The sequence below is a fragment of the Prosthecodimorpha hirschii genome (assembly GCF_001305515.1).
Taxonomy (GTDB): domain Bacteria; phylum Pseudomonadota; class Alphaproteobacteria; order Rhizobiales; family Ancalomicrobiaceae; genus Prosthecodimorpha; species Prosthecodimorpha hirschii.
In genome coordinates this window covers 1-26269 of record NZ_LJYW01000002.1, presented here as the reverse complement: position 1 = coordinate 26269, position 26269 = coordinate 1, and the positions used below count along the sequence as shown (strand labels likewise).

Genomic DNA, 26269 nt, shown 5'->3' with positions numbered 1-26269 from the left:
GATGGCGGCGCGACATCCGGTGGAAGCTCACCGGCTAGCCGTCCCGCGTCACGGTTCTGTGACGGTTTTGTTTCCGACTGTCGTAACAGCTTCCCGGGCGAAAGCCAGCTTGGCAAGTCCCCGGCAACAGCCAAGCCGGCTACCGATCGTCGAAAGGCGCCCCGGCGGTCTGATTTGGCGCCGAATGGCGTCGGATCCGGGCGAATTCGCTTCGGTTAAGGATCGGGTAACGGCTCAATGCAAATTTGAGCGGACAGGGCCGGGGCCGGAAAGAATTCCGGGCGTCGGTGTCCCTGGCGCAACACCTCGCGGGCCGGACAGAACGGACGGCCGGGGAGGGTGCCGCCCCACGGGGCGGCAAGGTGGCCGCGATGTCCTTGTTCCTGCGTTCCTCGCGCACCCGCTTCCAGGCTTTCGGCCGCGGCGCGGCCTTCCTGATGACCTGCACGGCTCTGGCCGCCTGTTCCAGCGCGCCGAACGGCACCGATCCGCGCTACGGCGTCTCGGCGAGCCGGCGGGTCTATGCCGACGGCCAGCCGATCCCCAAGGGCGGCGGCCGCGAACAGGTCGGCAAGCCCTACAACATCGCCGGGCGGACCTATGTGCCGCGCGAGGACCCGAACTACGACAATACCGGCGTCGCCTCCTGGTACGGCAGCGACTTCCACGGTCGTCTGACCGCCAATGGCGAGATCTACGACCGCACCGCCATATCGGCCGCGCACCCGACCATGCCGCTGCCGTCCTATGCGCGCGTGACCAACCTGCGCAACGGCCGCTCGATCGTCGTCCGGGTCAACGACCGCGGCCCCTATGCCGGCAATCGCGAGATCGACCTGTCGGAGCGGACCGCCGAACTGCTCGACTTCAAGGGCAGGGGCCTCGCCGAAGTTCGCGTCCAGTATGTCGGCCGCGCACCCGTCGAGGGCTCCGACGATCGCCAGCTGGTGGCGACGCTCACCGAAGGCGGCGCGCCGTCGATCGCAAACGATCGCGTGATGGTCGCGCAGGCCGGCGGACGGGCGCCGCAGATGCCGCCGTCGCGCATCCAACTCGCCGATGCCTCCGGCACGCCCGGCTATCCCGACGCCGGCCGCGCCATGCCGACCTCGGACATGGGGCCGGCCCCGGTTCGCCTTGCCGGCCGCGCGCCCGCCGTTTCCGAGGACGACGACGGCTGGCCGGCGCCGCCGCCCCCGCGCGGCGCGGCCGCCGGCCGGGCCGGCTATGGTGGCGGACCAGGCCCGAACTACGGTGCCGGGCAGGGCCCCGCCTATGGTGCAGCCCCCGGAACCGCCGGTGCCGGTTCGGCGCCCGCCGCCATGATGCGTCCCGCCTATGGCGCTCCGGACGCAGGTGCCGTCCGGGCCGGGGTGGGCGCCAACGGCCAGCCCATTCGCCTGCAGCCGGGCGCCGGCCAGCAGCCCGCCTACGTCTACCCCAATGGTGGCCAGCCGGCCGGACGCGGCGCGGTTCCGCCCGGCTGGCAGGTCGGTCCCGACCCCGTCGCCGCCGGCCGGCGCGCGCCGGCCATGCCGGGGGCCCTGCCGGATCCGGACGATGACGGCATCGATGCCGATGCCCTGTCGCTGGCGCCGACCCGGCGTCCGGTCATCGGGGCGCCGACGCCGGCCGCCCGGCCTGCACCGGTCCGTCCGTCGTCGCGCCTCTCCTACGCGGACGGTGCCGGCGCGGACGGTGCCGGCCCGGCCGCCGCGACGGCCGCGGTCTTCGCTCCGATGGGCGAGGGGCGCTCCTTCTCGGCGCTCGGCGGCGGTCGGAGCCCGGGCGACGGAACCGCCCGGATGCCGGCCGCCGCCGTCACGCTCGACCTCGGCGCCTATGCCGACGCGGCCAATGCCGAGCGCCTGATCGCCCGGATGCGCGCCCATGGCGACGTGCGCAGCCAGATCGTCGCCAAAGCCGACGGTCGCCGCCTGACGGCGGTCACGCTGGTCGTCGAACCCGGGCACTCGGCTGCCGCCGTCGCTGCGGCCCGCAGCGCAGGCGTCGACGCGGTCCCGGTGTCCCGCCGCTGACGAAGCGGCCGCCTGCGACGCAGCGGGAAGGCCGGGAATTCCGACCCGCCGGATCGCGCGGCCACCACTATTCGGTTGGCCGCGCCTGCGGCATGTCGGATAGTCGCGCGGAGGATCGTCCCGGATTCGGGAGCGCGTCCGGCGGGTCCGTCTGCGCGCGGGCGAGGCCGGAAACTGCGCCGACGAGCGGGTACCGGACGGTGGAGTGAGCCAAATGGTGCGACATGGCGGGAAGGCCGGCTTCGGGCCGGCCCGGTACGAGCCGAAGCTCGACCGTCCTGAGGCCGGGCCGGCGTCGCGTGCCCGTTCGATGTCGCGTCGTGCCGTCGTCCGCCTGGCTGCGGCCGTGATCGGCATGGCGGCGCTGGTCGCAGCCCCGGCATCGGTTCTCGCCCAGGCGCAGACCTTCGAGACCAAGGCCGAGCAGGCGATCCTGATCGATTTCGAATCGAACACCGTTCTCTTCGAGAAGAACGCCGACAAGCTGTTCGCCCCGGCAAGCCTCGCCAAGATGATGACGATCGCGGTCGTGTTCGATCAGATCAAGGCCGGCAAGCTGACGCTGGAGCAGGATTTCACCATCTCCGAGCATGCCTGGCGGACCGGCGGCGCCCCATCGCGCACCTCCTCGATGTTCGCGCCGATCAATTCCCGGGCGACCGTCAACGACCTGATCCAGGGCATCTGCGTCCAGTCGGCCAATGACGGGGCGATCGCGATCGCGGAAGGCATCGCCGGGACCGAACTGGCCTTCTCGGAGATGATGAACAAGAAGGCGCGCGACATCGGCATGACCAAGTCGGTGTTCCGCAATCCGACCGGCCTGCCCGACCCCGACCAGAAGATCACCGCGCGCGAATATGCCAAGCTGGCGGCCTATATCATCGCCAACCATCCGGATCTCTACAAGGTCTATTCGCAGCGCGAGTTCACCTACAACAAGATCCGACAGCAGAACCGCAATCCGCTTCTGAACGACGGCATCGGCGCGGACGGCTTCAAGACCGGCTACATCAAGGAATCCGGCTACAATATCGTCGGCTCGGCCGTGCAGGGCGGCCAAAGGCTGATCGCCGTGATGGGCGGCATGAAGAGCGAGAAGGAGCGCGCGGAGGAGTCGCGCAAGCTCCTGGAATGGGGCTTCCGCTCGTTCGAACAGATCACCCTCTACAAGGCCGGCGAGTCGCCCGGCGACGCCAAGGTGTTCGGCGGCGCGACCGCGACGGTGCCGCTGGTCGGCGAGAAGGCGCTGACGCTCCTGGTGCCGCGCGGCAACCGGGACAAGCTCAGGGCGCACGTCATCTATCGCGGACCGGTCAAGGCCCCGATCGAGAAGGGGGCGCAGATCGGCAAGCTCCAGGTCCTGCGCGGCGACAGCGTGATCCAGGAAAAGCCGCTCTATGCCGCCGAGGCGGTCGGCCTGGGTCCGATGCACAGCCGCGCGATGGATGCGGCCTACGAGTCGGTCGTGCGCTTCGTGCGCGAGACCGTGGGCCTCAAGTGATGACGGCCGGCGTCGGCCTGCCCGACGCCCCTCGCCGGCCGGCGCGCTTCATCACGCTGGAAGGCGGGGAGGGCGCGGGCAAGTCGACCCAGGCCCGCCGTCTCGCCGAACGCCTGCATGGTCTCGGCATCGGCACCGTCTCGACGCGCGAACCCGGAGGCTCGCCCGGCGCCGAGGCCGTCCGCCACGTACTCCTTTCGGGCGCGGCCGAGCGGTTCGGGCCGGATGTCGAGGCGATCCTGTTCGCCGCCGCCCGCGCCGACCATGTCGACGAGACCATCCGCCCGGCGCTGGAGCGCGGCGACTGGGTCATCTGCGATCGCTTCGCCGATTCCACGCGCGTCTATCAGGCCGAGATCGGCACCGCCCTGATCGACGCGCTGGAGACCGTGGCACTCGACGGCCTCGTGCCGGATCTGACCCTGCTGCTCGACCTGCCCGCGGAAACCGGCCTGGAGCGCGCCCGCGCGCGGCGCGGCGACGACGCGGTCGACCGGTTCGAGAAGGACGCCCTGGCGCTCCATGTCGCCCGGCGCGAGGCGTTCCTGGCGCTGGCGCGCCGCCATCCCGAGCGGATCGCGGTGATCGATGCCGGAGCGGAGGCCGATGCGGTCGCCGAGGCGATCTGGGCGACGGTGGCGGCGCGGTTCGGTCTGGCGTCCGGCGGCCCGGCCGGGTAGAGCGTCGTCATGGCACGCGCAGCGACGACCCCCCAAGAGGCGGCCCCGGAAGCCGACGCGATCGACGGCGCGCCGCTGCCGCGCGAGCGGCATACGCTGATCGGCCACCGGGAGGGCGAGCGCACCCTGCTCGACGCCTACCGATCCGGCCGCATCCATCACGGCTGGCTGATCGGCGGCGCCAAGGGCATCGGCAAGGCCACGCTCGCCTTCCGCTTCGCCCGCTTCGTGCTCGCCCATCCGGACCCGTCGGCGCCGGCCGTCCAGCAGGCGACGAGCCTGGCCGTCGACCCCGACAGCCCGGTCGCCCGCCGCATCGCGGCCGGCTCGCATGGCGATCTCCTGCATCTGCGCCGGCCCTGGGACGAGAAGACCAAGCGCCACAAGACCGTGCTGACCGTCGCCGAAATCCGCCGCACGGTCGGTTTCTTCGGCTCCACGGCGGCGGAAGGCGGCTGGCGCGTGGCGATCGTCGATGCGGCCGACGATCTCAATGCCAGTGCGGCCAACGCGCTCCTGAAGATCCTCGAGGAGCCGCCGGCGCGCAGCCTGTTCCTGGTGCTGACCCATCAGCCCGGTCGCCTGCTGCCGACCATCCGCTCGCGCTGCCGGCGCCTCCTGCTGCCGAGCCTCACCGAGGACGACCTGATCGGCGGCCTGACCGGCCTCGGCTACGGCCGCAACAGCGATGCCTCGACGCTGAAGACCGCGGCCGGCATCGCCGACGGCAGCCTGCGCCGCGCGATCCAGCTGATCGAGAGCGACGGCGTCGCGCTCTATCGCAAGGTCGAGACGCTCGCCCGCCGGCTGCCGGCGCTGGAGGTGAAGGACCTGCATCGGCTCGCCGACGAGGTGACCGGGCGCGGCGCCGACGAGGCCTTCGAGACGGCGACGGAGTTCTTCCTCGGTCATGCGGCGACGCGGGCGCGCGAGGCCGGATTGGCCGGGCAGGGGCGCCGCGCCGCCGCCTGGGCGGAGGCCGAGACCGCGGCCCGGCGTGACCTGGCGGCGGTCGATGCGCTCAATCTCGACAAGCGCGCCGCCCTGATTTCCCTCGTGCGCACCCTTGTCGAAGCCGCACGGAATTGAGTATCCCGAGCGGGAGCCTCTATGGAATGATGCGCAGGCAGGATATTCCAGACGCACAGGGTACGAGCACCCCGCCGGCATCCGCCCGGATGCGGAGGTGCTCCAGCGCCGGACCCCGCCGGCGATCAGGACGCTCCGAGATATGACGAAACCGAAATTCTTCATCACGACCGCGATCGACTACCCGAACGGCCGGCCCCATGTCGGCCACGCCTACGAGAAGATCGCCTCCGACGCCCTGGCCCGCTTCAAGCGGCTGGACGGCTTCGACGTCCTGTTCCTGACCGGTACCGACGAGCATGGCCTGAAGATGCACCAGACCGCGGCGCGCGAGGGGCTGACGCCGCGCCAGCTGGTCGACCGCAACGCGGCGGTCTTCAAGGACATGGACGCGCTGCTGAACGTCTCCTACGACGATTTCATCCGCACCACCGAGCCGCGCCACCATGCCTCCGTGCAGGAGATCTGGCGGCGGATGGAGAAGGCCGGCGACATCTACAAGGCCAAGTATGCCGGCTGGTATTCGGTGCGCGACGAGGCCTATTACGCCGAGGGCGAGACCCAGGTCGGCGACGACGGCGTGCGCCGCTCGATCGGCACCGGAACCCCGGTCGAATGGACCGAGGAGGAGAGCTACTTCTTCAAGCTCTCGGCCTATGCGGATCGGCTGCTCGCGCATTACCGCGACCATCCGGACTTCATCGGCCCGTCCTCGCGCAAGAACGAGGTGATCTCCTTCGTCGAAGGCGGGCTGGAGGATCTCTCGATCAGCCGCACCACCTTCGACTGGGGCGTGCCGGTGCCGGATGCGCCCGGCCATGTGATGTATGTCTGGATCGATGCGCTGACCAACTACATCACCGGCGCCGGCTTTCCGGACGAGGCGTCCGAGAAGTACAAGACCTACTGGCCGGCCGACCTGCATGTCATCGGCAAGGACATCGTGCGCTTCCATGCGGTCTACTGGCCGGCCTTCCTGATGTCGGCCGGTCTGCCGCTGCCCCGGCGCGTCTTCGCCCACGGCTTCATCTTCAACCGCGGCGAGAAGATGTCGAAGTCGGTCGGCAACGTGGTCGATCCGTTCGATCTGGCGCATGCCTATGGCGTCGATCCGATGCGCTTCTTCTTCCTGCGCGAGGTGCCGTTCGGCCAGGACGGCAACTACAGCCACGACGCCATCGTGGCGCGGATGAACGCCGATCTCGCCAACGATCTCGGCAATCTGGCGCAGCGCTCGCTGTCGATGATCGCCAAGAACTGCGGCGGCGTGCTGCCGCAGCCGGGGCCGCTCGCGGCCGCCGACGCGGCGCTGCTCGCCCAGGCCGACGGCCTGATGGCGGCCGCGCGCACGGCCTTCGACGCCCAGGAGATCCACAAGGCCCTGGAGGCAATCTGGTTCGTGGTCGCGGAGACCAACCGCTACTTCACCGCGCAGGAGCCGTGGGCGCTGCGCAAGACCGATTTCGCCCGCATGGAGACCGTGCTCTGGGTCACCGCCGAGGTGCTGCGCATCGTCGGGCTGCTGATCCAGCCGATCATGCCGAAATCGGCCGGCACGCTGCTCGACCTGCTCGGCCAGCAGGCGCCGGAGGCGCGCGTCTTCGCCGCGATCGGCACCCGCATCGCCGGTGGCACGGCGCTGCCGGCGCCGGCGCCGGTGTTCCCGAAATATGTCGAGCCGGAGACGGGCGAGGGGGCCTGACCCCGCCCCCGCTCCTCCCAATCCTCTCGTCACCCCCATCCCAATCCGGGCCGCGCGCGGCCCGGGCACCGGATCCGCCATGCCCCTCGTCGATTCCCATTGCCACCTGGATTTTCCCGATTTCGCCGAGGAACTCGACCAGGTGGTCGCGCGTGCCCACGCGGCCGGCGTCGCCAAGATGGTGACCATCTCGACGCGGGTGCGCCGCTTCGACGCCATCAAGGCGATCGCCGAGCGTTTCGACAGCGTCTGGTGCTCGGTCGGCACCCATTGCCAGAACGCCCACGAGGAACTCGACATCTCCGCCGACGATCTCGCCCGGCTGGCCGAGCATCCGCGCTGCGTGGCGATCGGCGAGGCCGGGCTCGACTACCACTACGATCTGTCGCCGCGCGACGCGCAGGAGGAAGGCTTCCGCCGGCATATCGCGGCCGCGCGCATGACCGGGCTGCCGCTGGTGATCCATGCCCGCGACGCCGACGAGGACGTGGCGCGCATCCTGGAGGAGGAGACGGCGAGGGGGCCCTTCCCGATGGTCCTGCACTGCTTCTCGTCGGGCGCGGAACTCGCCCGGCGCGGTCTCGCCTGCGGCGCCTATCTGTCCTTTTCCGGCATCCTGACCTTCAAGACCGCCGAGACCATCCGCGAGGTCGCGGCCTTCGCGCCCGAGGACCGCATCCTGGTCGAGACCGACGCGCCCTATCTGGCGCCGCTGCCGTATCGCGGCAAGCGCAACGAGCCGGCCTATACGGCCAAGACCGCGGCCGTGCTGGCCAAGGTGCGCGGCGTTTCCGACGACGAGATCGCCCGGATCACCACCGACAATTTCCACCGGCTCTTCGCCAAGGTCCCACGGTGACGATGCCATGGCGGCGTGGCTGACCTTCCGCATCCTGGGCTGCGGCTCGTCGCCGGGCGTGCCGCGCATCGGCAACGATTGGGGCCAGTGCGACCCGCGCAATCCGAAGAACCGGCGCCGGCGCGCGAGCCTCCTGGTCACGCGCCGGGACGGCGACGGCGAGCCGACCCGCGTGCTGGTCGATACCGGTCCGGACCTGCGCGAGCAGATGCTCGATACCGATGTCGACTGGGTCGACGGCGTGCTGCTGACCCATCCGCATGCCGACCACATCCACGGCATCGACGATCTCAGGAGCTTCGTGCTCAACCGGCGCCGTCGGGTCGATGTCTACATGGATGCGGCCACGTCCGAGCGGGTCCGTCACGCCTTCGACTATTGCTTCGTGACGCCGCCGGGCTCCAGCTACCCGCCGATCCTGAACGAGCACCGGATCCAAGATGGTGTGCCGATCGCGGTCGACGGTCCGGGCGGCGCGATCACGGCCGTGCCGTATCGCCAGAGCCATGGCGACATCACCTCGCTCGGCTTCCGCTTCGGCGGGCTGGCCTATTCGCCGGACGTGAGCGCGATGCCGGAGGATGCCTTCGACCGGCTTGGCGGTCTCGACGTGCTGATCATCGACGCGCTGCGCTGGGTGCCGCATCCGAGCCATTTCTCCGTCGACGAGGCGCTCGAGGTGATCGCGCGCCTGAAGCCGAAGCGCGCCATCCTGACCCACATGCATATCGATCTCGACTACCGCATCCTGAAGGCCAAGCTGCCCGACCATGTCGAGCCGGCCTATGACGGCCTGGAGATCGAATTGCCGGCCTGATCGTTGGACGGCCGTGGTTGCCTGCCGGCCCGGCGAAGACCGCTGCCGCCGGATGGCGGATGACCGAGGCTCTGGGGGCCTTGGCCGCGGTCCTTGGCGGGGGGCCTTTGGCGCGGGCCCTTGGCCCTGCGTGGCCGATGCCACCGACAGAGGACCTGGGGTTCGGCAGGGGGCGGTCCCAGGAAGCCGCTGGAGCCCGATCGCCTCAAACGCCGTCCAGATAAAAGTTCCATAATCCATCTTATGCGAATCACGGTTCTGGGAGTCGTGCTGCGGACAGGCTTCCGGGCTGGCCCGGCTCCCGGCTGGCGCGCTTCCCGGCTCGCCCGTCCCCTGTCCGACGCGTCCGATGCTTGGCGACGGCTTGGCGACGGCATTCGGGACTGTCTGCAGCCCGGAGTGCTGACCGGCCTCGCCGACGCAGCAGATGCCATAGCCTGTCCTGGCTCCCTTGGGCTGCCGGAGCATGGGCATTCCCGGACGCCTGCACGGTGCCGGATGGACGAGCGCGACATCGATCGGCGACGGCTCACGCCATCCCGTCGGACGCGGCCGTCAGCCGCGACCGAGCTCAAGCCCGCCGCAGCTCACGCGGCTGCCCAGGCCCATCCTTCACTCTGGCCCATCCTTCACCCGGTCCCGTCCGTCAACCCGGTACGGCGCTTCACTCCGCGACGTCTTCGGCGCGGCGTCCGACGACGCGCTCGTAGGTGGCCGGATCGGTTGCGCCTTCGCTGCCGATGACCAGCACCCGGGCGGCGCGGTCCAGTCCGAGTGTGGCCCTGAGCGCCGGATCGAGCGCGGCGGCCACGAGACCGGCTGCGGCCGCGGCACCGGATTCGCCGGCCACGATCGGCGGATCGCCGTTCTGGCCCGTGGCGAGGAGTTTCATCGCCGCCATGGCGGCTTCGTCGGGCAGCGCGATCACGTCGTCGAGCCCGCCCTTCAGGATATCCCAGGCGACCGGCGAGACTTCGCCGGCGGCCAGGCAGGCCATGAAGGTATCGGTCGATCCCTCGATCACGATCGGCCGGCCCGCCGCCACTGTGCGGAACACGCAGTCCGCCTGGTTCGGCTCGACCACGACGAGGCGCGGCCGGGCGGGCCCGGCGGTCTCCCAGAGATAGGCCGCGAGGGCTGCCGCCAGGCCGCCGACGCCGGCCTGAACGAAGACATGCGTGGGCGGCGCCTGCCCGTCGATCGCCTGCAGCACCTCCGCGGCGATCAGCATGTAGCCCTCCATGACTCGGATCGGCACGGCCGCGCTGCCTTCGCTCGACGTGTCGGCCACCAGCGTCCAGCCGGCGGCGGCGGCGGCGCGCGCCACGGCCCGGACGCTGTCGTCGTAACCGCCTGGAACACGGCGCATTTCGGCGCCGTAGGCGGCGATCGCGGCCTCGCGTTCGGCGCTGACCCCTTCATGGATGAAGATCACCGACCGGCAGCCGAACAGGCCCGCCCCCCAGGCGACCGAACGGCCGTGATTGCCGTCGGTCGCGGTCGCAACGGTCATCTCCGCAGTCCGGTCGCGATAGCGGCCCGCCAGCAGATCGGCACTCGTAGCCGCGATCCCCTCGCCGGCCAACCGCTCCTGCAGGATGCGCAGCACCGCATAGGCGCCGCCCAGCGCCTTGAAGCTTCTGAGGCCGAAACGGCGGCCTTCGTCCTTGTAGAGAACCGCGCCGAGGCCGAGCCGGCCCGCCAGACCGTCGAGCGGCAGCAGGGGCGTCGGCGCATAGCCCGGCCAGCTCTTGATCTCCGCCGCGGCCGCGGTCGCGCCCGCAACGGATAGGATCGCCCGCTGTGCATCCGGATAGGCGTCCCGTCGGGCGAGCGGATTGGCAACGTGGCGGGCCGGAAAGGCATGCATGGTCGGGCTCCCGGGATCGAAGGGTCGTGCCCCCGTTCATGCACCCGGAATGCACCGGGACGCCAGAGCCAGGGTGCAGCGCCCTGCCCGATTCCCAGGCGATTCCTTGGGCATTCGGCCGATCAGATCGTGATCGTGCCGACGCTGGCGCCGCCGCAGACATAGAGCACCTGGCCGGTGACGAACCCGGCCTCCGGGGCGGCGAAGAAGGCGACCGCCCGCGCCACGTCGTCCGAGCGGCCGAGCCGCTTGACCGGAATGGCTGCGGCGAGCGCCTGCTCCCGCGCGCTGCCGGGCTCGATCACGTCCCGGAACATGGCCGTATCCTGGATCGGTCCCGGCGCCACAACATTGACGGTGATGCCGGCAGGGCCGAGTTCCAGCGCCCAGGTCCGTGCCATGCCGATCATGCCGGCCTTGGTCGCCGAATAGGCCGTGCGGGTCGGCAGCCCGAGCGCGGCCCGGGAGGAGATCAGCACCACCCGCCCCGCCCCGGCCGCGCGCATGGCCGGCAGGAAGGCCTGTAGCAGGATCAGCGGTGCGCCGACATGCAGATGGGTCAGATCGTCGAGATCGGCATCGGTCACCGCCTCGATCGGTCGTGCCCGGATCGTGCCGGCATTGTGGACCAGGATGCCGACCGCATGGCGCGCTGCCACCGCCGCCGCCGCCGCCCGGGTCGCGGCCGGATCGGTCAGGTCGACCGTGACGGTTTCGAGCTGCGGATCGGCGAACTCGGCCGCCCCCCGCGACAGCGAGACGACATGGTGGCCGGCGGCGATCAGCTGGCGCGAAATGGCCGCGCCGATCCCCGCGCCGCCGCCGGTGACGACGGCGACCGGACGGTCGGCGGACGAGGCTTCGGTCATGGCGGCTCCGGTCATGCGGTGCGCTTCTTCAGGGCGCGGGTGTCGAGGACGTCGCCGGCGGCCATCCGCTCGGCGACGGCGGTCTTCAGTTCGCCGCGCTGGATCTTCTGCGTCGAGGTCAGCGGCAGGGCTTCGGCGAAGGCGATCCAGCCGGGCGCCTTGTAGTAGGCGAGCCGGCCGAGGCAATGGGCGACGATGTCGTCGGCGAGGCGCGCGGCGGCCTGCGCATCCACCGGCTTGTCGTGCGGCACTATCAGGGCGAAGACCTCGTCGCCGCGCACGGGATCGGGCGTCGCCGCGACCGCCGCCGCCTTGACGGCCGGATGGCGCAGCAGCACCGCCTCGACCTCGACGGCGGCGATATTCTCGCCGGAGCGGCGGATGACGTTCTTCTTGCGGTCGACGAAATGGAACGACCCGTCCGGCCCGCGCCGGACCACGTCGCCGGTATGGAACCAGCCGTCCCGCCAGGCTTCCGCGCTCGCCTCCGGGTCCTTCAGATATTCGCGGAAGAAGCCGAAACGCGGCTCCGGCCCGGCGCGCCGAACGAGCAGTTCGCCCGGCTGGTCGACCGCCGCCTCGGTGCCGTCCTCCGCCACGATGCGCGTCGCCATGCTGGCGGGCGCCCGGCCGAAGCAATTGGAGCCGACGTGACGCGGCTCGTCCGTGGCCGCGATCACGGCCCCTGCCCCGGTCTCGGTCATCGCCCAGGCCTCGATCAGCGGGAAGCCGAAGCGCGCCTCGAACGGCGCCTGCAGGTCGCGCGGCACGCCGGCACCGAAGCCGAAGCGGACCGTGTGGGCGCGGTCGCTCGGGTCGGCCGGCGCGGCCATCAGCATGGCCGGCATCACGCCGAGATAGTGCAGCACGGTCGCCCCGCTGTCGCGGACATTGGCCCACCAGCTCTTCGGATGGAACCGGTCGACCGCGATCAGGCAGCCGCCGGTCATCAGCATGGCCATGGCCGAATAGGCCATCGCGTTCATGTGGAAGACCGGCAGCGGGGTGATCATCCGCTCGACGCCCTCCCGAAGCGCGATCAGGCCGCCGGTTTCGGCATACCAGCGGCCGGCCTCGAGGAAATACTCGTTCGGCAGTACGCAGCCCTTCGGCCGGCCTGTCGTGCCGGAGGTGTAGAGCAGCCCGCATTCGGTATCGACGTCCGGCGTTCCCGGCCGCGGCGGATCGAACGGCGCGCGCTCCGGCGCCTCGCCCGGCGCCACCACGGCAACCGACCGGCCGGCGACCTCGGCGGCGGCACGGATGTCGCCCATCCGCTCCGGCAGGACCACGGCTGCGGCGATCTCCGAATGGCCGATCAGATATTCGAGTTCGGCCGAGCGCAGATCGGGATTGATCGGCACGACCGAGATGCCGAGCCGGTTGAGCGCGAACCAGGTCAGGAAATAGATCGGCCGGTTCTCGGTCAGCAGCGCGACCCGGTGGCCGCGCCCGAAGCCCGCCTTGGCCCAGCCGACCGACAGCCGCTCGACCGTCTCGGCCGCCGCCGCATAGGTGATCTCGCCGGCCTCGATCCCGTAGCGCTCCGCCGTCTCCGGCAGAACGGCGAGAAACGGCCGCTCCGGCCAGCGCGCCGCCGCCTGTCGGAAGGCGGCGTGAACGGTCTGCGGCTTGGCTTCGGTCATCATTGGCTCGCTGCTCATACGCCTGATCTGCCCTCAATTTCCCGGTTGATCCCGGCCCCCGCAACATCTCCTTCTCCCCCTGACAGGGGGCGAAGGGGAAACCCGCGAGACCGGGTGCGGAGGGCCGGGCCGTCGAAAGCGCGCGCCGCTGAAAGCCCGCGCCGCCGGAAGGTCGGGCCACAAGCCCCGATCTTCCGGCCCCATCCCCTTCTCCCCTTGCGGGAGAAGGGGCCCGAAGGGCGGATGAGGGATTGCGATGCCCCCGCCCCGCCCGAAACGTTCGGTCCACGCCCGGAGACGGCTTGGACCGCGGATCCGGCGGAAATCCGCGCCATCCAGGCCCCCTCATCCGCCCTTCGGGCACCTTCTCCCCCTTGGCAGGGGGCGAAGGGGAAACCCGCGAGACCGGGTGCGGAGGGCCGGGCCGTCGAAATCCCGCGCCGCTGAAAACCCGCGCCGCTGAAAACCCACGCCGTCGGAAGGTCGGGGCACAAGTCCCGATCTTCCGGCTCCATCCCCTTCTCCCCTTGCGGGAGAAGGTGCCCGAAGGGCGGATGAGGGGTTGCGATGCCCCCGCCCCGCCCGCATCGTCCGGTCCACGCCCGGAGACGGCTTGGACCACGGATCCCTTGGAAATCCGCGCGATCCAGGCCCCCTCATCCGCCCTTCGGGCACCTTCTCCCCCTTTGCAGGGGGCGAAGGGGAAAACCCGGAGATTGAGGCGCAGGAGGGCCGGGCCGTCGAAAGCCCGCGCCGTCGGAAGGTCGGGCACAAGTCCCGATCTTCCGGCTCCATCCCCTTCTCCTCTTGCGGGAGAAGGTGCCCGAAGGGCGGATGAGGGGTTGCGATGCCCCTGCCCCGCCCGCATCGTCCGGTCCACGCCCGGAGACGGCTTGGACCGCGGATCCGGTGGAAATCCGGGACATCCAGGCCCCCTCATCCGCCCTTCGGGCACCTTCTCCCCCTTGGCAGGGGGCGAAGGGGAAGCCCGCGAGATCGGGTGCGGAGGGGGCTCGCTGCTCAGGCGCCCCCTCGCCTCACATGAACAGCTGGATGTTGCCGAAGGCGGCTTCGCAGTTGACGAGGTCGACGCGCTTCAGCTTGATGCGGATCTGGCCGTCGATCACCGTCAGCGTGTGGGTCGCCCAGGCGGCGTAGAGCTTCTGGTCGTCGAAGCGGGTCTCGACATAGTGCATCGGCGTCCAGGTGACGTATTCGTTGGCCGCTTCGTCGCGCCGGTCGACCTGCGGAACCTGCAGGACATGATGGCAGCGGCTCTTCGGTTTCTGGCTGAAGGTTCGATTTCCCTTCAGACGCTCGACACGGATCTTGAGAAGCAGCTTGTCCTCATACATCAGCGAACAGGTCAGCTTCGGATCGGTCTGCCCCCATTCCAGCGGCATCCAGTAATAGGCGTCGTCGGTGTAGAGCTCGAGCCACTCCTCGAAACGCTGCTGATCGATCATGCGCGCCTCGCGCACGACGAAATCGATCAGCTGCTGGTCGGTCGGCGCGCCGGTGAGCACGGGAACATGGACGGTCATGGCCGCTCTCCTCACATGCTCATGGTCATGAACTTGGACCAGGCGCGGAACTGGTTCCGCATCTGCCATTCGGTCGTGCCGTTGGTGACGACGGTGGCGTCGGCCTCCTCGGCCGGGTCGTAGAGCCGCTGCACGTTGACCCATTCGTTGCCGTTGCAGCGCAGGCCTTCCTGGGCGCGCTCGTACATTTCCAGGTCGTCATGGCCGACCACCGAGGTCGGCGCATTGATCAGCCGGTTGTACATCAGCGTCCGTTCCAGAAGCATGTCCGGCGCGTCGACCAGCCGGAACGTCCAGCTCTCGACCAGCGTCTTGTCGGCCGCGATCGGGATGAAGTTGCGCAGGAGCTGGATCGGCCCCTTGATCATGATGTTGGGGAAATAGACCGTGTTGTGCCGGTTCTCGTCCAGGATCGCCTTGGCGCGGTTCTCGCCATAGGCGGCGGTCATCTGGTCGAAATAGCCGGGGATGGCCGAATAGTCGGAATGGATCGAATGCGACACGCCGGTATGGCCGTGCCCGTTCGGCCAGACGCGGATGCCCATGCCCTCGAAGAACTCGTATGGCGACATGAAGGGCAGGAAGATCTCCACCGCCATCGGCTTCTTGGTCCCGGGCGGCGCGTTCTTCCAGACCTCGGACGCGGTCCCGGCCGACGATTCATGCGCCACCATCGGATGGCAGGTGTCGGTCTGGTTCTCGACCAGCATCTTCCAGTTGCAGTTGTGCATGTAGCGCAGCACGCCGCCGGCGACCTGGAGCCGGCCGACCGGCGAGCGGTCGATCATGTTGTCGAAGCTCGACAGGCTGTCGCCGAAGAACTCCTCGAAGCCGAGCCCGGCGTCGTTGAGCTTGGCGAAGACGAAGCCGCGATAGTTCTTGACGTGGCGGACCTTGGCGAGGCCCTCGGCCGCGTGGCTGGTCTCGAAGCCGGTATTCTCGTAGCCCTTCTTCAGGGGGATCGCGAGCAGGCTGCCGTCCAGCTTGAACGACCAGGCGTGATAGGGGCAGCGGAAGAACTTGCCGGCATTGCCGCAGGGTTCCGTGGTCACCCGCACGCCCTTGTGCGGACAGCGGTTGTAGAGGACGTTCACGTCGCCATTGCCGTTGCGCACCATCAGCACCGGCTGGGTGCCGACCGTGGTGCCGTAATAGTCGCCGGCATTGGGCACCTGGCTGTCATGGCCGACATAGACCCAGGTGTTGGCGAAGAGATGCTCCATCTCCAGCTCGAACAGTTCCTGGTCCACATAGAGATCGCGATGCACCTCGGTCTCGCGCACCAGCCCGCGCACCGCTTCGACATTGCCTCTGTATTTCGCCATAGCCACCCTCCCGGTCGCTCAATTCGGGTTCCGGATCGGAGTCCATTCCCACGCCGCCGTCCATCCGGATCCTCCCCTAGTGGTTCGATCGAGCCGGATGGTCCCCATCCGGCTCGTGAATCCGAACCACTTACGCCTTGACCACGGGGTCCGGCCGGACGCGGCCCTCAAAGATCGATCACCAGCCGCGGCGTCTTCGACCGCGAGATGCAGATCTGCATCAGCGTGCCGGCCGCGCGCTCGCTCTCGGTCAGGATGAAGTCGCGGTGATCGGGCACGCCCTCGATCACGCCGACCTGACAGATGCCGCAATCGCCGCGCCGGCAGTCGAACATCGGGTCCTCGCCGGCCTCGACCAGCACGTCGACGATGGTCTTGCCCGGCGGCACGACGAAGCTCTTGCCGGACGACTTCAGCACCACCTCGAAGGGCTGATCGCCGGCGGCCGCCACCGGCGCCGTGAAGATCTCGAAATGCAGCCGGCCGTCGCGCCAGCCGAGCGTCTTGGCCTGATCGCGCGCCGCCTCGATCATCGGCAGCGGTCCGCACAGATAGAGCGGACCGGCCGCGCCGAGCCCCGCCATGACGCCCCGGAGGTCGAAGAAGCCGCCGGCCTCGTCGTCGGCGTGGATGGTCAGCCGGTCGCCGGCGACCGCGCGGCACTCGTCCAGGAAGGCCAGATCGGCCCGCGACCGGCCGGCATAGTAGAAGCGGAACGGATGGTTCGCGGCGGCCAGTTCGGCCGCCATGGCCAGGATCGGCGTCACGCCGATGCCGCCGGCGACCAGCGTGACCGGCCCCTCCGCCGGCTCCAGCGGGAAATTGTTCTGCGGCGGTTCCAGCGTCACGGCATCGCCGGCGACGAGCCCGTGCATGTAGGCCGAGCCGCCGGTCGAGGCCTCCTCCAGGCGGATGCCGAGGCGGTAGTGATGCGGCCGCGTCGCGGCGGCAGGCTCGGGCGTCGCGTTGACCAGGCTGTAGGAGCGCGTGTCGCCGCCGGGCAGGCGGATCTTGACATGCGCGCCGGCCTGCCAACTCGGCAGAGGGCCGCCGTCGGGTCGGGCAAGGCGAATGTCGCGCACGCGCGGCGCGGCATTGCGGGTCTCGACCACGGTCAGTGCAAGCGTCTCCATCAGGTCGCGGCCTCCGACAGCATGGCTTCGATCGTCTTCACGGCACCGTCGAGGGCGGTCCCGGCCTCGTCGAGCAGCGCCGCCTGCCGCAGGCGCCGCACCCAGTCGGCCGCATCGGTCCGGCCGGCGAGCCGCGGCACCATGGCGGCGACGCGGTCGTATTTCGACAGGCCGCGGGCATGGGTGTCCGAATAGCCCTTCACCAGGCGCCGGCATTTCAGCACCTCCAGCGCCAGGGCCGGATCGGTCGCGAGATGGCGCCCGGCCAGGGCCAGCCAGGCCTCCATATGGGCCATCTCGCGGCCATGCCGCAGTGCACCAAGGCGGAACCGCTTGAAAGATGCAACTGCATAGAGCTGCAGAAAGCCGAGGATGGTGCCGGTGCGCACGCGCCGGCCGCGATTGACGATCCGGTCGAGCGCCCGGAAGAGACCCGGACGGCTTTCGATCCAGGCGCCGAGCCGGGCCGGCAGCGCGGAGCAGACCTCCTCCATGCGCGGATGCATAAATTCGGTGGTCAGCACGATCTGGTCGGCGCGGGCGGCGACCTCGCGCCGGACGCGGTCGAAGCGGGTCTCGCGGATCTTCAGGTCGGCGACCCGATACATGTCGTCATACGCCATGGCGACGGCGATCTGGCGCGCCGCTTCGACCGCGATGGCGTCGCCGAAGCCGAGCGTGGTCGCGGCAGGGATTTCGGCCAGGAAGGCTTTGAGCCGGGACAGATAGGCGTCCGCATAGGCCGGATCCTGCCAATCGGTCAGCCGGCGCACGCCCGCATAGGCCATGGCCCGCGCCGCCGGCGGCACTTCGTCGTGGATGCGGGCCAGCAGCGCATCGAGGGCCGGCGCGCCGACCCGCACGGGCGGTTCCGGCAGGGCCTTGTCGGGCCCCTTGGGCGGCAGGTCGGGCTTGCCGGCCTTGCCGGCGCGATCGAAGCCGGCCGCGAAGGCGCGCAGGCTCGCCTCGACGCCGACCCCGCCGGCGCGGATCGCGCCCTCGAAGGCTTCGCGCGGGAACGGCAGCGCGCCCGAACCGGCCAGGGCACCGAACAGGCTGGCCGAGACGACCGATCCGTTCGCCTCGGCGAGCGCAGCCATGTCGAAGGCGATGGTCCGCTTCGTGGCGATGCCGGCCGCCTCCGCGACCGCGGTCGAATCCCCGATGCCGTCGCCGGGCCGTTCCTTCTCGACGACCGCGAAGGACCGGTGGGTCGAGGCGATCAGCGTGGTCCGTTCTGGCGTCACCAGGCCGCGCAGGATGGCGCGTCCGCCTTCCATCCATTCCGCCGCAAGGACCACGTCGACATCGCCGGCCGCCGGCATCAGCGACAGAACCGGGCTGGCATCGGGCCGGGCACGGATCATCTCGACATAATAGATCGTCGCGCCGGTCCGCTGGGCGACACCCGGCACCGACGTGGTTTGCGCGACCCAGCCGGCCCCTTCGGCCAGCGCCACGATCCAGTCGGCCAGCACGCCGCCGCCCTGCCCGCCCATCGCCAGGATCGCCACCGCCAGCGGCCGATCCTCGCGCCGGATGCCGCCCCGCCCGTCCGGACCCACCATCTCAGCCACGCTCACCCCGCCCTCCTGCCATCCCGGCCGCCAACCTCCATCCCCATCTCAAGACCCCCGGCGGCCCTTCCCCTTCTCCCCCTTGGGGGGGAGAAGGTGCCCGAAGGGCGGATGAGGGGGACGATGCCGCATCATGCTCGGCGCTGTCGGTCCGAATGCCACGCTCGGACCGGACGTCCGTCCCGGTCTGCACGATCCACCCCCTCAACCGGCCTTCGGCCACCTTCTCCCCCCTCGGGGGGAGAAGGGAATGGTGCGAGATCTGCGCCATGAGGGGCGCGGGCGGGATTTCTGAACGGATCCGGCCTGCAATCTGCGGCATCAGCATCGGGGCGGGCGGCGTCGGCATCGCCGTCAGGCCGGGAAGGCGATGCGGCGCGCGGCGTGGCGGCGCTGCAGGAAGCCGATGGCGGCCGTGCGGATGCGCGCGAGGAAGCGGTCCCAGCCGGTCGGGTTCTGGACGATGTCGGCGCGATAGAAGGACGGGCAGAGCACCGCGGCTTCCGAGACCTCGCCGCAATTGCCGCAGCCGACGCAGCTGTTGTCGATCGCGGCGACCGGATCCTCCTTCAGGGGATCGTCGGTATGCTTGACCGACAGCGACGGACAGCCGGACAGCCGGATGCAGGCATGGTCGCCGGTACAGACATCCTCGTCGACGCCGAACCGTTCGCGCACGACCCGCTCGCCGCGCTTCAGGGCGGCGGAGGTCAGCGGCTTCAGCCGGCGCTGCTTGTTCAGCATGCATTCCGACGAGGCGACGATGATCTTCGGCCCCGTCTCGGTCGTGGTCAGCGCCTCGCGCAGGGTGTCGCGCAGCCGGGCGACGTCGTAGGTCCGGTCGATCTGCCGGACCCAGTGCGCGCCGATGCCCTTGACGGCGGCGACGATCGAATTGTTGGTCGCCCGCAACCGGTTGAAGGCGCGCGACGACAGGATGTCCTGCCCGCCGGTGGCGGCCGAATAATGATTGTCGACGATCAGGATGACGCCGTCCTGCTTGTTGAAGACGGCATTGCCGACGCCCGACGACAGGCCGTTATGCCAGAAGCCGCCATCGCCCATCACGGCGATCGATCGCTTCGATGCCGGCACGTTGAAGGCCGAGGCCGAGGCCGGGCCGAGGCCGTAGCCCATCGTGGTCGCGCCGATATTGAAGGGCGGCAGGATCGAGAACAGGTGGCAGCCGATATCGGCCGCGACATGGTGCGGTCCCAGCTCCTTCTCGACCAGCTTCATGGCTGCGAAGATCGGCCGCTCCGGGCATCCCGTGCAGAAGCCGGCCGGGCGCGGCGGCACCACGTCGGCGAGCGCCTTGACCTTCGGGTCGGCCAGGATCGGCCGGGCATCCGGCACCGGCGGGCGGTTGCCGAGCAGGTCCGGCGCGTGGCGCTCGACGAAGGCCGTCATCGCGTCGAGCATCACGGTGGCGGTCAGTTCGCCGGCGACGGGGAAGATGCCCTTGCCCTCGAGACGGGTCGGACAGTCGGCCTTGCGCAGGATATGGGCGAGCGCCTGCTCCAGATATTCCGGCGCGCCCTCCTCGACCATCAGCACGGCGCGCTTGCCGCGGCAGAAGGCGACCAGTTCGTCGTCGACCAGCGGATAGGTGACGTTGAGCACATGCAGCGGCACGCGCGTGTTGCCCCAGACGTCGGCGAGGCCGAGCCGGGTCAGCGCGCGGATCACGCCGTTATACATGCCGCCCTGCATGACGATGCCGATGTCGGCACGGCCATCGTCGCCGAAGGTCTCGTTGAGCCTATGCGTTCGAATATACTCGATCGCCGCCGGCCAGCGCTTCTCGACCTTCTCCTTCTCGTGCTGGAAGGAGGCGGGCGGCAGCACGATGCGGCTGGTGTCGCGCACCGGATTGTCGAGCGCCTCGGCCAGCGAGAAGGCCGGCCGCCGGTTGTCCTTGGCGATGAAACTGCCGGTGACGTGGCAGCAGCGGATGCGCACTTCGAGCATCACCGGCGTGTTGGTCGCCTCCGACAGCGCGAAGCCGTCCTCGACCGCCTTGACGATGGAGGGCAGGTTCGGGCGCGGATCGAGCAGCCACATCTGCGATTTCATCGCGAAGGCGTGGCTGCGCTCCTGCATGATCGAGGAGCCTTCGCCGTAATCCTCGCCGACGATGATCAGCGCACCGCCGGTCACCCCGCCGGAGGCCAGATTGGCCAGCGCATCCGAGGCGACATTGGTGCCGACGGTCGACTTCCAGGTCACCGCGCCGCGGATCGGATACATCACCGAGGCGGACAGGGTCGCGGCGGCGGCGGCCTCGCTGGCGCTCGATTCGAAATGCACGCCGAGTTCGGACAGGATCGGCTCGGCATCGGCGAGCACGTCCATCAGGTGCGAGATCGGCGAGCCCTGATAGCCGGCGACATAGCCGACGCCGCACTGCAGGAGGGCCTTGGTGATGGCGAGGATGCCCTCGCCCCGGAACACCTCGCCGTCGGCGAGCTTCAGGTCCTCGACTTCCCGGGCAAAGGATCGTTCCGCCATGACTGGGACTCCACGTTCCTTGCAAAACCATATTTCAAGGCTGAAGTAATGTCAAAGGGCGACGGTCACCGGCAACCGCCCTGCCGCCGTGCCGGCTGCAGGCGCACGCGTCCCGGCGAGCCGGTATCGCGGCGATGGATCGTTCCAGCCGCACCGTGCAATCGGTCGACATCTCTCGCCGGTTCCGAGCGGCATCGTCTTCTCGTCCCCGGGAGGAAGGCCAAGAAGCCGGAGAAACGAGGGCAACTTATGCACAATCCATCAACCGGCTATCCCCAGCTTTTCCCCTCAGGCGAGAAACGGGAATGTCGCGAAGGCGGCGCGTGGGGCGGACAGCCGGAGATCGCGAGGTGGGAACAGCGGCGAGCCAGACCCAGGCGGCCCTGCAGAAGTGTCGACCATTCATCCGGGTCAAACGGCCTGCCTTCGGATCAGGCGAGGCCCCTGCCCCCATCGAGGTCGATGACCTGGCCGGTCGTGTAGCCGGCAGCGTCGGAGGCGAGGTGGACGATCAGGGCGGCGACTTCCTCGCCGCGGCCGAGGCGGCCGACCGGGATGCGGGCGCGGACCGCGGCGAGCCGATCCGGGGGCAGCGCGGCGGTAGCCGGACCGTCGATGGCCGAAGGCGCGACGCAGTTGACGGTGACGCCCGCCGGCGCGAGGTCGAGAGCGAAGATGCGGGTCAGCTGCTCGATGCCGGCCTTGGCGATGGCATAGTGCGGGCCGGTCGCGGCGCTGACCCGGTGGCCGGCATAGGAGCCGAGATTGACGATCCGGCCGAAGCCGCGCGCCCGCATATGGGCGCCGGCCAGACGGCAGCCGTTGAGGCAGCCGCGCAGGTTGACGGCCAGCACCCGGTCCCAGTCGGCCGCCGTCACGTCCCAGACCGTACCGCCCGCGGTGATGGCGGCATTGTTGACCATCACCTCGATGGCGCCGAAGCGGGCGATCGCCTGATCGAACCCGGCCCGGAAGGCGATCTCGTCGGTCACGTCGAGAACCGCACCGATCGCCTTGTGCCCGGCGGCGGCCAGCTCCTCCGCGGCCGCCGCGACCGCCGGCGAGATGTCGGCCAGCACGACGGCGGCCCCGGCCTCGGCGAGACCGTGGGCGATGGCGAGACCGAGACCCTGCGCGGCGCCGGTGACGAAGGCCGCACGCCCGGACAGCGGCCTGCCGGACCGCTCGACGGCGCCGCTCCCCTGCCCGGTCGACGGATCGCTCATGCGCCGGAACCCGACTGGGGGCTCGTCGCCGCGGAAGCGGTCGGGGCGGACCCTGGCTCTGCGGCGGCGGGGGCCGAAGCAGCCACCCCGGAGGGCTGCGTCGCGGCACGCTCGCGGTCCCAGGTGCCGGGCCCGACGCCGCGCTCGCGCAGCTTGAATTTCTGCACCTTGCCGTTCTCGGTGCGCGGCAGGTCGGCGACGATGTCGATATAGCGCGGCACGGCGAAGCGCGGCAGGCGCGGGCCGCAGAAGGCGACCAGATCGGCCGGCGTCAGGCTTGCCCCGGCCTTCGGCACGATCGCGGCCATGACCTCGTCCTCGGCCAGATCGGAGCCGACGGGGAAGACGGCCGCGGTCTCGATCGCCGGATGCGACAGCAGCACCTGCTCGACCTCGTGCGAGGAGATGTTCTCGCCGCGGCGGCGGATGGAATCCTTCAAGCGGTCGACGAAGCGGAAGTGGCCGTCTTCATCGCGGATGACCCGGTCTCCGGTGTGGAACCACAGGTTCCGCCACGCTTCGACGGTCTTTTCGGGCATGCCGAAATAGCCGGTCGCGAAGGCGAAGGGCGCGTCGGCGCGCAGCACCAGTTCGCCGGGCGTGCCGTCCGGCAGCGCATTGTCCTCGCCGTCGACCACGCGCGCCTCGAAGCCCGGGCGGACACGGCCGATGCTGCCGGGCTTCTGGCCGGAAGCCGGAGCGCCGATGACGAAATTCGTCTCGGTAGAGCCGTAGCCTTCGAGGAGGCGCACGCCGGTGCGTTCGCGGAAGGCCTCTATCATCGCCGCCGGCACGCCCGGGCCGAGGCCGACGGTGACGCGGTGGGCGCGTTCCTCGGGCGCCTCCGGGCGCGACATCAGGATCGGCACCATGGCGCCGAGCAGGTAGACCCGCGTCGCCCCGGCCGCCACCATGGCCGGCCAGAAGCCGGAGGCGGAGAAGCGCGGCTCCAGATGCATGCGCGCGCCGGTGACCAGCGCCTGCGCGAAGGTATTGAGCGCGTTGATATGGAACAGCGGCAGCGTGGTGGCGAGCACGTCGTCGGGGCCGATCTCGAGCAGGTCGGCGGTGTTGTGGCCCCACCAGTAATATTGCGCGTGCGGGCACATCACGCCCTTGGAGGGGCCGGTGGTGCCGGAGGTGTAGAGGATGGCGAGGCTGTCGCCGGGGCCGAGATCGGCGGCGGCGACGGGCTCCGCACGCTCCGGCCAGGGCGTCACGGGCACGCCGGCGATGGACCCGGCCGACGCCTCGCCGAGGCACCAGATGGCGCGCATCGGCAGCGGTTCGGGGCCGGCATGGTCGAGGCGGGCGAGGAATTCGGCCTCGGCGACCAGAAGCGCCGCGCCGGCATTGCGCAGATAGTAGCCGATCTGCGGCCCCATCGCGGCGGTGTTGATCGGCACCGCGACGGCGCCGAGCCAGCCGCAGGCGAGCACCAGTTCCATCAGCTCCGCCCGGCTCGCCGACAGGATCGCGACCCGGTCGCCGCGCCGGATCCCGGCCGCGGCGAGCGCCCCGGCGCGCCCCGAAACCGCCGCGACGGCATCGGCGACGCTCCAGCGGGTCCCGCCGACGGCGAAGAGGGCGCGGTCCGGCGCCCGGTCGGCGGCAGCCAGCAGCAGGCGCGGCAGCGTGCGGGCCGCCGGCGGCAGGATCAGGCGGCCGGTCATGCGGGCTGTCCGACAGCGGGCACCAGGGCGAGCACGCGCAGCGGGCTGCCGCTGCCCTGCAGGATCTTCAACGGCGCGGCGATCAGCACCGCCCCGGTCGGCGGCAGAAGGTCCAGATTGGCGAGGCATTGCAGGCCATACTTGCCGGCGCCGTGCATGTAGTAGTGGCACGGATAGGGCGGCAGGAAATGCGCGGCCTGGCCGGCGTCGGTGCCGATCGTCTCGGTGCCGAAGCCGATCACGTCGCGCTCCTCGACCAGGAAGCGCACGCAATCCGGATCGGGGCCGGGCGTGTGCTGGCCGATCTCGTCGAAATTCTGGTAGGCGACCGGATCGGTCTTCTTCGACCAGTCGGTGCGCATCAAGACCCAGCTTCCCGCCGGGATGCGGCCATGCTCCGCCTCCCAGGCCTCCAGGAAGCCGCGCGTCAGCAGAAAATCGGCGTCGCGAGCGGAGTCGGCGACGCAATCGATCACGCAGGCCGGGGCGATGAAGTCGCCGATCGGGATCGTGTCGCAGGAGCCGTTCGGCCGGTCGCGGCCGGAGACCCAGTGCACGGGCGCATCGAAATGCGTGCCGGTATGTTCGCCGAAGGAGAGGTTGTTCCAGTACCAGGCGCCGCCGCGCTCGTCGTAGCGCGACACCTCCTCCATCCGGAACGGCCGGCTCTGGCCGACTTCCGGCGGCAGGGTGATGTTGGGAAAATCCGGCGCCAGCGTGTGGGTCAGGTCGACGAGGCGCACGGTACCGGTGCCGAGCGCGGCGAGAAGGTCAGTGAGGGCGGCGGTCATCGGCCGAGTTCCCGTTCGAGCGCCTTGGGGTTGTCGCGCAGGCGTGCGAGCCATTCCTGCGCCACGTCGCCGGGATAGACATCCTCGACCGACCCGCGCAGGGCGCCCAGGATGGCATTGGCGACCGCGGCCGGGGCGAGCTTCGGCGGCAGGACCTGCTGGTTCCATTCGTCGTCGATCGGCCCGGGGAAGACGTTGACGACGCGCACGCCGCCGCGGCGCAGTTCCGCCCGGAGCGCCTGCGCGTAGGAGAGCCCGGCCGCCATTGAGGCCGAATAGGTCGCCTCCTCGGGGAAATTGGCGATCGCATAGATGGACAGGAGGTTGACCCAGGCGACCGCGCTCGACTGCCCGTCGGCGCCGCGCGCGCGCAGCACCGGGCCGAAGGCCTTGGCGAGGCGCAGGAGACCGAAGGCGTTGACCTCCATCTCCGCCTGCGCGGTCTCCACGCCGGCGCGGCCGAACAGGGAATGGATGCGGTGATAGCCGGCCGTGTTGACGACGATGTCGACCTTGAAGCCGATCTCGCCGGCCAGTTCGTCGACCGAGCGGCTGTCGGTCACGTCGAGCGGCACTTCGGTGACGCCGGGCAGCGCCCGCGTCGCCGCCCAGCCGGGCGGATCCTTCCAGGGCTCGCACTGACCGGCCCAGACGATATCGGCCCCGGCCTCGACCAGCGCCTTGACCATCGCCTGGCCGACCGGGGACTTGGCGTCGGTGACCAGGCATTTGCGGAAGCGCGGGTCGGCGGTCAGCTCGCGCAGCTTCGGATCGTCGGCGGGCGTGCCGGCACCGGCGCCGCGGGCGACCAGCACGGCCTGGCCCGCCCGGTCGAGCATGGCCGACAGCGTGACGCGGGCCGGCGCGCGCGGGGCGTCGTCGGGCAGGTGGACGACCACGGTCGCGCCGGCATCCAGGCGCACAAGCCCGGTCCGCCACGGCGCGCGTTCCCGGAAATAGAGTTCCTGCGAATGGTGCACGACCGTATCGGCGAGCAGGTCGCCGTTCGGATTGGTCTCGCGCCATTCGAGCCGGTCGGACAGGCAGGCCGCGCAGGCGTCGCGCGGCGGATACTGCACCGCGCCGCATTCGAGGCAGTGCTGCAGCTCGAACCGGCCGAGCGCGGCGGCGCGGACGAGCCCGAGCGCGGTCCGGCTGCGCCGGTCCGGCGGCAGGGTCGGGATGCGGCTGCGCAGGATCGGATTCTTGCGCTTCGGACGCGTGATCTTGGCCATGGTCATCCGCCTCGCCGTTGAGAATTTGGGATCAGGTCCGCATGGTTCTGGATGATCCAAGCCCGACCAAAGCGCCCTGCGCCGCCGGCCGATCCGCCCGGAATGCGTTGCGGGATGGGGGCGGAATCTACCAAAAGCTCGGTGCCGCCCGCCCATCCGCCATCTCTCAGCGCATTCCC

The 26269-nt window shown here is 70.2% G+C and carries 19 protein-coding genes; 7 read left to right on the top strand and 12 right to left on the bottom strand.

What is annotated here, in order from left to right; all coding sequences use genetic code 11:
- Window positions 1-371: 371 nt before the first annotated feature.
- The 7 genes from ABB55_RS31360 (at window position 372) to ABB55_RS27885 (ending at window position 8690) form a co-directional block, all read left to right on the top strand.
- Window positions 372-2039: a septal ring lytic transglycosylase RlpA family protein gene (locus ABB55_RS31360; RefSeq protein ID WP_054362354.1), complete on the top strand. Its 1668-nt coding sequence runs from the start codon at window positions 372-374 to the stop codon at window positions 2037-2039.
- Window positions 2040-2253: 214 nt separating this feature from the next.
- Window positions 2254-3543 carry a D-alanyl-D-alanine carboxypeptidase family protein gene (locus ABB55_RS27910; RefSeq protein ID WP_244472211.1) on the top strand — a complete coding sequence of 430 codons (1290 nt, stop codon included), beginning with the start codon at window positions 2254-2256 and terminating at the stop codon, window positions 3541-3543.
- Complete coding sequence (tmk, locus tag ABB55_RS27905; protein WP_054362353.1) at window positions 3543-4223, top strand: dTMP kinase; 681 nt, start codon at window positions 3543-3545, stop codon at window positions 4221-4223. The genes ABB55_RS27910 and tmk overlap by 1 nt, the downstream gene beginning before the upstream one ends.
- 9 nt (window positions 4224-4232) lie before the next feature.
- Window positions 4233-5312, top strand: coding sequence for a DNA polymerase III subunit delta' (locus tag ABB55_RS27900; protein WP_054362352.1), 1080 nt, complete (start codon window positions 4233-4235; stop codon window positions 5310-5312).
- A 142-nt stretch (window positions 5313-5454) separates the two neighbouring features.
- Window positions 5455-7014, top strand: a complete 1560-nt coding sequence (gene metG / locus ABB55_RS27895; protein WP_054362351.1) for a methionine--tRNA ligase — start codon at window positions 5455-5457, stop codon at window positions 7012-7014.
- A 79-nt stretch (window positions 7015-7093) separates the two neighbouring features.
- On the top strand, window positions 7094-7873 hold the full coding sequence (locus tag ABB55_RS27890) for a TatD family hydrolase (protein WP_054362350.1): 780 nt from the start codon (window positions 7094-7096) through the stop codon (window positions 7871-7873).
- A 7-nt stretch (window positions 7874-7880) separates the two neighbouring features.
- Window positions 7881-8690: an MBL fold metallo-hydrolase gene (locus tag ABB55_RS27885; RefSeq protein ID WP_054362349.1), complete on the top strand. Its 810-nt coding sequence runs from the start codon at window positions 7881-7883 to the stop codon at window positions 8688-8690.
- 664 nt (window positions 8691-9354) lie between these two features.
- Here ABB55_RS27885 and ABB55_RS27880 read toward each other — a convergent pair.
- From ABB55_RS27880 to ABB55_RS27825, 12 genes are all read right to left on the bottom strand, one after another.
- The gene (locus ABB55_RS27880) at window positions 9355-10560 is read right to left on the bottom strand and encodes a diaminopropionate ammonia-lyase (protein ID WP_054362348.1); all 1206 of its coding nucleotides are present in this window, start codon (window positions 10558-10560) and stop codon (window positions 9355-9357) included.
- Between the two features lie 122 nt (window positions 10561-10682).
- On the bottom strand, window positions 10683-11444 hold the full coding sequence (locus ABB55_RS27875; RefSeq protein WP_244472210.1) for an SDR family oxidoreductase: 762 nt from the start codon (window positions 11442-11444) through the stop codon (window positions 10683-10685).
- Complete coding sequence (locus tag ABB55_RS27870; RefSeq protein WP_054362395.1) at window positions 11441-13075, bottom strand: AMP-binding protein; 1635 nt, start codon at window positions 13073-13075, stop codon at window positions 11441-11443. Before ABB55_RS27870 ends, ABB55_RS27875 begins: the two co-directional genes overlap by 4 nt.
- Window positions 13076-14112: 1037 nt before the next feature.
- Window positions 14113-14619, bottom strand: coding sequence for an aromatic-ring-hydroxylating dioxygenase subunit beta (locus tag ABB55_RS27865; protein WP_054362346.1), 507 nt, complete (start codon window positions 14617-14619; stop codon window positions 14113-14115).
- An 11-nt stretch (window positions 14620-14630) separates the two neighbouring features.
- Window positions 14631-15944, bottom strand: coding sequence for an aromatic ring-hydroxylating dioxygenase subunit alpha (locus tag ABB55_RS27860; RefSeq protein WP_054362345.1), 1314 nt, complete (start codon window positions 15942-15944; stop codon window positions 14631-14633).
- Between the two features lie 167 nt (window positions 15945-16111).
- The gene (locus tag ABB55_RS27855) at window positions 16112-17077 is read right to left on the bottom strand and encodes a PDR/VanB family oxidoreductase (RefSeq protein ID WP_054362344.1); all 966 of its coding nucleotides are present in this window, start codon (window positions 17075-17077) and stop codon (window positions 16112-16114) included.
- Entirely contained in the window at window positions 17077-18645 is a 1569-nt protein-coding gene (locus ABB55_RS27850) for an indolepyruvate oxidoreductase subunit beta family protein (RefSeq protein ID WP_054362343.1), read from the bottom strand. The genes ABB55_RS27855 and ABB55_RS27850 overlap by 1 nt, the downstream gene beginning before the upstream one ends.
- 363 nt (window positions 18646-19008) lie before the next feature.
- Entirely contained in the window at window positions 19009-21165 is a 2157-nt protein-coding gene (locus ABB55_RS27845) for an indolepyruvate ferredoxin oxidoreductase subunit alpha (RefSeq protein ID WP_054362342.1), read from the bottom strand.
- 431 nt (window positions 21166-21596) lie between these two features.
- Window positions 21597-22391 (bottom strand): SDR family NAD(P)-dependent oxidoreductase, encoded by a 795-nt coding sequence (locus ABB55_RS27840; RefSeq protein WP_054362341.1) that lies wholly within the window; start codon window positions 22389-22391, stop codon window positions 21597-21599.
- Window positions 22388-24064 carry an ATP-dependent acyl-CoA ligase gene (locus ABB55_RS27835; protein ID WP_083464279.1) on the bottom strand — a complete coding sequence of 559 codons (1677 nt, stop codon included), beginning with the start codon at window positions 24062-24064 and terminating at the stop codon, window positions 22388-22390. The genes ABB55_RS27840 and ABB55_RS27835 overlap by 4 nt, the downstream gene beginning before the upstream one ends.
- Complete coding sequence (locus tag ABB55_RS27830; protein ID WP_054362340.1) at window positions 24061-24855, bottom strand: cyclase family protein; 795 nt, start codon at window positions 24853-24855, stop codon at window positions 24061-24063. Before ABB55_RS27830 ends, ABB55_RS27835 begins: the two co-directional genes overlap by 4 nt.
- On the bottom strand, window positions 24852-26090 hold the full coding sequence (locus ABB55_RS27825; protein ID WP_338053640.1) for an SDR family NAD(P)-dependent oxidoreductase: 1239 nt from the start codon (window positions 26088-26090) through the stop codon (window positions 24852-24854). Before ABB55_RS27825 ends, ABB55_RS27830 begins: the two co-directional genes overlap by 4 nt.
- Between the last annotated feature and the right edge of the window lie 179 nt (window positions 26091-26269).

What these genes read in the sequence shown, in the direction of transcription:
- ABB55_RS31360 (WP_054362354.1), top strand. Translation starts at nt 372, where the DNA reads ATGTCCTTGTTCCTGCGTTCCTCGCGCACCCGCTTCCAGGCTTTCGGC.
- ABB55_RS27910 (WP_244472211.1), top strand. Translation starts at nt 2,254, where the DNA reads ATGGTGCGACATGGCGGGAAGGCCGGCTTCGGGCCGGCCCGGTACGAG.
- tmk (WP_054362353.1), top strand. Translation starts at nt 3,543, where the DNA reads ATGACGGCCGGCGTCGGCCTGCCCGACGCCCCTCGCCGGCCGGCGCGC.
- ABB55_RS27900 (WP_054362352.1), top strand. Translation starts at nt 4,233, where the DNA reads ATGGCACGCGCAGCGACGACCCCCCAAGAGGCGGCCCCGGAAGCCGAC.
- metG (WP_054362351.1), top strand. Translation starts at nt 5,455, where the DNA reads ATGACGAAACCGAAATTCTTCATCACGACCGCGATCGACTACCCGAAC.
- ABB55_RS27890 (WP_054362350.1), top strand. Translation starts at nt 7,094, where the DNA reads ATGCCCCTCGTCGATTCCCATTGCCACCTGGATTTTCCCGATTTCGCC.
- ABB55_RS27885 (WP_054362349.1), top strand. Translation starts at nt 7,881, where the DNA reads ATGGCGGCGTGGCTGACCTTCCGCATCCTGGGCTGCGGCTCGTCGCCG.
- ABB55_RS27880 (WP_054362348.1), bottom strand. Translation starts at nt 10,560, where the DNA reads ATGCATGCCTTTCCGGCCCGCCACGTTGCCAATCCGCTCGCCCGACGG.
- ABB55_RS27875 (WP_244472210.1), bottom strand. Translation starts at nt 11,444, where the DNA reads ATGACCGGAGCCGCCATGACCGAAGCCTCGTCCGCCGACCGTCCGGTC.
- ABB55_RS27870 (WP_054362395.1), bottom strand. Translation starts at nt 13,075, where the DNA reads ATGACCGAAGCCAAGCCGCAGACCGTTCACGCCGCCTTCCGACAGGCG.
- ABB55_RS27865 (WP_054362346.1), bottom strand. Translation starts at nt 14,619, where the DNA reads ATGACCGTCCATGTTCCCGTGCTCACCGGCGCGCCGACCGACCAGCAG.
- ABB55_RS27860 (WP_054362345.1), bottom strand. Translation starts at nt 15,944, where the DNA reads ATGGCGAAATACAGAGGCAATGTCGAAGCGGTGCGCGGGCTGGTGCGC.
- ABB55_RS27855 (WP_054362344.1), bottom strand. Translation starts at nt 17,077, where the DNA reads ATGGAGACGCTTGCACTGACCGTGGTCGAGACCCGCAATGCCGCGCCG.
- ABB55_RS27850 (WP_054362343.1), bottom strand. Translation starts at nt 18,645, where the DNA reads ATGGTGGGTCCGGACGGGCGGGGCGGCATCCGGCGCGAGGATCGGCCG.
- ABB55_RS27845 (WP_054362342.1), bottom strand. Translation starts at nt 21,165, where the DNA reads ATGGCGGAACGATCCTTTGCCCGGGAAGTCGAGGACCTGAAGCTCGCC.
- ABB55_RS27840 (WP_054362341.1), bottom strand. Translation starts at nt 22,391, where the DNA reads ATGAGCGATCCGTCGACCGGGCAGGGGAGCGGCGCCGTCGAGCGGTCC.
- ABB55_RS27835 (WP_083464279.1), bottom strand. Translation starts at nt 24,064, where the DNA reads ATGACCGGCCGCCTGATCCTGCCGCCGGCGGCCCGCACGCTGCCGCGC.
- ABB55_RS27830 (WP_054362340.1), bottom strand. Translation starts at nt 24,855, where the DNA reads ATGACCGCCGCCCTCACTGACCTTCTCGCCGCGCTCGGCACCGGTACC.
- ABB55_RS27825 (WP_338053640.1), bottom strand. Translation starts at nt 26,090, where the DNA reads ATGGCCAAGATCACGCGTCCGAAGCGCAAGAATCCGATCCTGCGCAGC.